4 protein-coding genes are annotated in these 5,797 nt (G+C 41.2%); 2 read left to right on the plus strand and 2 right to left on the minus strand.

What is annotated here, in order from left to right; translation table 11 throughout:
• Positions 1-2: 2 nt before the first annotated feature.
• Positions 3-968 carry a LacI family DNA-binding transcriptional regulator gene (locus O3629_RS10015; protein WP_049471835.1) on the minus strand — a complete coding sequence of 322 codons (966 nt, stop codon included), beginning with the start codon at positions 966-968 and terminating at the stop codon, positions 3-5.
• On the minus strand, positions 949-2,403 hold the full coding sequence (locus O3629_RS10020; protein WP_134974208.1) for a sucrose-6-phosphate hydrolase: 1,455 nt from the start codon (positions 2,401-2,403) through the stop codon (positions 949-951). The genes O3629_RS10015 and O3629_RS10020 overlap by 20 nt, the downstream gene beginning before the upstream one ends.
• Before the next feature lie 377 nt (positions 2,404-2,780).
• Here O3629_RS10020 and O3629_RS10025 point away from each other — a divergent pair, with 377 nt between their 5' ends.
• Positions 2,781-4,700 carry a sucrose-specific PTS transporter subunit IIBC gene (locus O3629_RS10025; RefSeq protein ID WP_151378715.1) on the plus strand — a complete coding sequence of 640 codons (1,920 nt, stop codon included), beginning with the start codon at positions 2,781-2,783 and terminating at the stop codon, positions 4,698-4,700.
• Between the two features lie 160 nt (positions 4,701-4,860).
• A complete protein-coding gene (scrK, locus tag O3629_RS10030) occupies positions 4,861-5,760 on the plus strand; it encodes a fructokinase ScrK (RefSeq protein ID WP_118396571.1) in 900 nt (299 codons plus the stop codon).
• Positions 5,761-5,797 lie beyond the last annotated feature (37 nt).

Raw genomic sequence — 5,797 nt, forward strand, 5'->3', positions numbered from 1 at the left:
TTTTAGACACTTTTTCCAGAGTGGAGACTAACGGGCAAGAAATAACCGGTAGTCGCTACTTTTTTTCCTTCGATCTTTTGGAGTAAAAGATCCACCATGAGGATAGCAATGTCTTCGAGGGGTTGTTGGATGGTTGTCAGTTCAGGTGTATAGGTCTCAATGAACTGGGTTCCATCATAACCAATCACTTTCAAATCCTGGGGAATCTGAATATCTAATTCTCTAGCGACTTTCATGATCAAGATCGCCGTCAAATCATCGGAGGCGAAAATGGCATCTGGTTTGTGGTGGGTTAAAATCTGTTTGATTTCCATTTCTTTGCGAATAGGGGAGAAATCACTGGAAACATTAATGATCATGGACTCAGGTAGAACCGATGCAAACCCCGCATGACGCAAGCCTGTTGGGGAGTTGGAGTTGTCATTCCCTGTGATCATGATAATATTTCGGGCTCCGGTTTTTACTAAAGTTTCTGCTGCAAGCACCCCGCCAGCGTAGTTGTCTGAAGAGACAACCGGAATTTCTGGGGAGAGGTTGCGGTCAAAAGCAATGATAGGAGCAGTTACCCGGTTGTAATCTTCAATGCCCAAATTATGACTTCCTGAAATGATGCCATCTACCTGGTTAGCCTCCAACATCTCAATATATTCGCGCTCTTTTTCGGAGTCGTGTTCACTATTGCAGATGATGGTTTTATAGCCGTGTTTGAAGAGTTGGTGCTCTAGTTTGTCGATTAATTCAGCATAGAAAACATTGCTGATGTTGGGAAAGATCAAGCCGACTAACTTGGCTGATTTTCCTTGGAGGCTACGAGCAACATTGTTAGGTTTATAGCCCAATTCTCGCATGGCTTCTTGGACTTTTTGGATCGTTTTTTCAGACAGGTATCCTTTTTTATTGATGACCCGTGAGACAGTAGTAGGGCTGACACCGGCGAGTTTGGCGACATCAGTTAGCTTTGCGACCATAATCAAGTTCGTAGTAAGTTCCAGTAGGGGTTCCAGACTTGATCAAGATTCCATTTTGATCTGCATGTGGGTAGACCCGACCAGAAAATACTTTTTCTCCTTTATTGATAAAGATTTCAAATATCGAATTGTCAATAAAAATATTAGCGGTTGTCGCTTGGTTAGCGATTGTGCAGCTACGGCTCGTACCGAAATCTTGGGCATATTGCTCACCAGCCTGGCTACGATCGACTGTGACCAATCCTTTAGCCAGATCAAATGTGAGAACTAAGCCCTTTCCTTCTGCATCGGCAAAGAGGACGATTTCGTTCTGGCTATCCTTTTCAAACTGCAATTCCAATTCATAGCAGTTCTTGGTTTGTGCCTTGTTGGCAAATTCCTCACTCTCAGCGCGCAAGTCTTTGATGGCTTCAACTGGGTATTGGTAGAGCTTGCCATCTTTGATGGTTAATTCTTTGACCAGTGAGAGAGCTCCTTGGTAGTCATAGGAATCCGTTGGATAAGAAACGTCTGGAAGACCTAGCCAGCTAACAGTATAGGCACGTCCATCGGGAGCATTAAATCCTTGAGTCGCATAGGCTTCAAAACCATAGTCGAGATTATGCAATTCAGATACATCAACCATTTTGGCCTTTTCTGGGTCAAAGCTTGCCCCAATCTTGTACATATTTGGATAGATATTGTCATAATCAAGAACGGCTTTATCTAAGCCTTGAGGGCAGTATAGGAGAACGGGTTGGTCTCCTACAAAGACTAGGTTGGGACATTCCATCATATAAGCTGTCCGATCGTTTGCAAAATCCAAGTCACCGACTGTAACCCAGTTGGAATAGTCGTTATCTACAGCCTTATAGAGACGGATGAATCCTTTCTTCTCAAGGTTTTGACCACCAACGATAGCGTAGAATTGACCTTTGAAATTAAAAATCTGTGGGTCACGAAAGTGATCCGTAGAGTCAGCCGGTTGATTAATCAAGATTTTGTCAATTTTTTCAATCTTGCCGTCTTTATCCATCAAAGCACCTACTTGGTAAGGATGACGAACCCATTCTGCATCACGAACATTTCCGGTGTAGAATAAGAATAGTTTGTCACCAAACTGCATGGCTGATCCGGAATAAGCTCCATGGCTATCCAGATCTGTGTCTGGAAGAAGCGTTACACCAGTTTCTTTGAAATGAACCAAGTCTTCACTTTCTGTTTGTACCCATGATTTTAACCCATGGGCTGCACCAAATGGGAAATTTTGGTAAAACAAGATCCATTTTCCATCAAAGTAGGAAAAACCGTTAGGATCATTTAAGAGACCAGCTTTTGGCTCAACATGATAGTGTGTATGCCAAGGAGATTTGGCCATATGATCTTGGATGGCTTGCTTTTCCTCTTTTGTCCAGTCTTCGTAACGTCTGTAACGACGTTCAGTTGTCCATTCCATTTTATTCCTCCGAATTTTTTCTTACTTCCATAGTACCGATTTCCTATTAAAAATGCAAGCGATAAATGAAAAAAATGGCAAAAAATGTCAAACGATTGACAGCTATTTTGCAGCCTGAAGAAAAGAGGAGAAGTTGAAAATTTATGAAAATATGAAAGAAAATGAAAATAAAAGTCTGATTTAAAGTGCTAAAAAGCGTAGTACAGGCCTGTTTTAAAATGAAAATAGTTTCATACTGTCAAAAGGTGTCAAAAAGTCCAAAAAAGTTTCAAAAAAATCCTGCAAAACGCTTGACATATTTTCAATACGTGGTACAATTAAAAACGTAGAAACGATTTAACCGTTTACATTACAAAAAATAAGGAGATTTTTGCAAAATGTCAAATACAGAAATTGCAAAGCAGGTCATCGATGCAATCGGTGGGGTTGAGAACGTTAGCAGTGTTGCTCACTGTGCGACTCGTCTTCGCGTGATGGTAAAAGATGAATCAAAAATCAACAAAGATGTTGTTGAGAACATTGAAAAAGTACAAGGTGCTTTCTTTAACTCAGGTCAATACCAAATCATCTTTGGTACTGGTACTGTAAACAAGATCTATGATGAAGTAGTAGCTCTTGGCTTACCAACATCATCAAAAGATGAAATGAAAGCAGAAGCCGCTAAACAAGGAAACTGGTTCCAACGCGCGATCCGTACCTTTGGAGACGTTTTTGTTCCAATTCTACCAGCAATTGTTGCGACTGGATTGTTTATGGGGATTCGTGGTGCCATTGCTCAAGACCAGGTTTTGGCTTTGTTTGGTACAACAGCAGACGCATTTAAATCTACTGATTTTTATACATATTCAACAATTTTAACTGATACCGCGTTTGCCTTCTTCCCAGCCTTGATTTCATGGTCTGCGTTCCGAGTATTCGGAGGAAATCCTGTTCTTGGGATTGTAATTGGTTTGATGATGGTTAGTCCGACACTTCCAAATGCGTGGGTTGTAGCGGAAGATCCTTCTAAAGCAGCAACATACTTTGGTATCTTCCATCATGTGGTTGGATTCCAGAACTCAGTTCTTCCCGCTTTCTTCGTTGGTCTAATTGGTGCGAAACTTGAAAAGTGGCTCCATAAGAAAATTCCAGATGTCTTAGATTTGTTATTGGTTCCATTATTCACATTAACAATCATGTCATTCCTCGCTTTGTTTATTATTGGTCCATTCTTCCACAGCATTGAAGAATATGTACTGAATGCAACTAAGTTTATTTTAAATTTACCATTCGGACTTGCAGGGCTTCTTATCGGTGGGGTTCATCAGTTGATTGTCGTTACTGGCGTCCATCATATCTTTAATCTTCTTGAATCACAATTAATTACTGCAGATAAAAAAGATCCATTTAATGCAATCATTACAGCAGCTATGACTGCGCAAGCTGGTGCTACTTTAGCAGTGGCAGTAAAATCTAAATCTCAAAAAGTGAAAGCTTTAGCATTCCCAGCAACTATTTCTGCTTTGCTAGGTATTACTGAGCCTGCAATCTTCGGGGTGAACTTGCGTTATGTGAAACCATTCGTTATTGCTTTGGGAGCAGGTGCTGTAGGTGGTTGGATTGCATCTATGTTAAATCTGGCTGGTACAGGATTTGGTATTACAATTATTCCAGGTACACTTCTCTATCTAAATGGTCAATTATTGAAATATGTATTTATGGTTGTATTTACAACTGCACTAAGTTTCGGTTTGACTTATATGTTTGGTTATGAAGATGAAGCTTCATCAGTTCCTGCAGAGGACAAAGAAGCTGGTGCAATTATTGAAGAAGAAACAACTGGAGTTATTCCAGCATCTCTTCAAGACGAAACCATCATCTCTCCTATCGTTGGTAGTGCTGTAGCACTTGCTGATGTGAATGATCCTGTCTTCTCAAGTGGAGCGATGGGACAAGGAATTGCCATCAAACCAACTGAAGGCGTTGTCTATGCACCAGCAGATGCTGAAGTAACTATTGCTTTCGCAACTGGTCATGCTTACGGTTTGAAGACAGCTAATGGTGCTGAAATCTTGATCCACGTTGGTATTGATACAGTATCAATGAACGGTGAAGGATTTGATCAAAAAGTAGCTCAAGGCGATAAAGTCAAAGCTGGTGATGTCCTTGGTACATTTGATGCAGCGAAAATTGCCGCAGCTGGTCTTGAAGACACAACTATGGTGATCGTCACTAACACGGCTGACTTTGCTTCTGTCACACCTGTTGCAACTGGATCTGTTGCGAAGGGTGATGCGATCATCGAAGTCAAAGCTTAATCGAAATAATAAGTTCTCAAGGACTGGTCTATCATCTCCAGTCCTTGAATTTTATTTCTCAAAAAAAGGTGTGTTTTTTCTTTAGAGAAGAGAAAAAGATTGACTACAAAATATGCTATAATAAATACAGGATATTTTTCATAATAAAAAAGGAGCCAACATGACAAAATTATATGGAAGTTTGGAAGCTGGCGGTACAAAATTTGTTTGTGCGGTTGGTGATGAAAACTATAATGTTGTGGAAAAAGTACAATTTCCAACAACCAAGCCAATTGAGACGATTGATAAGTGTATTGAATTTTTCTCAAAATTTGAGGATTTAGTTGGGCTTGCGATTGGTTCATTTGGACCAATTGATATCGATCCAAATTCAAACACTTATGGTTTCATCACAACGACTCCAAAACCGAATTGGGCCAATGTAGATATCGTTGGGGCTTTCCGTCGTGCCTTGAATGTACCTATCTATTTCACGACAGATGTGAATAGCTCTGCCTATGGCGAAGTGGTCGCACGCAATAATGCGGGTGGCCATATCGAAAACTTGGTTTACTATACAATCGGAACAGGAATCGGAGCTGGTGTCATCCAACGTGGCGAGTTTATCGGGGGAGCTGGGCACCCAGAAATGGGGCACTACTATGTGGCCCAACACCCAATGGATGTGGAAAAAGAATTCAAGGGTGTTTGTCCTTTCCACAATGGCTGTTTGGAAGGCCTTGCGGCTGGTCCTAGTCTGGAAGCTCGTACAGGTATTCGTGGGGAAAACATTGAACTCAACAGCAATGTATGGGATATTCAAGCCTACTACATCGCACAAGCAGCAGTGAATGCGACAGTTACCTTCCGCCCAGACGTCATTGTCTTTGGAGGAGGAGTAATGGCTCAACAACATATGTTAGATCGTGTTCGCACGAAATTTACTGCCCTCTTGAACGGTTACCTCCCTGTACCTGATGTGAGAGATTATATTGTGACACCTGCAGTTGCTGGCAATGGTTCAGCGACCTTGGGGAACTTTGTCCTTGCAAAAGAAGTGAGCGAGAAACTTAAAAAATAAGCAGCAATTGTCTCTTAGAGGTTAGAAACAAGAGCGA

Origin of the sequence: Streptococcus sp. 27098_8_12 (assembly GCF_041432115.1) — a bacterium.
GTDB lineage: Bacteria > Bacillota > Bacilli > Lactobacillales > Streptococcaceae > Streptococcus > Streptococcus parasanguinis_V.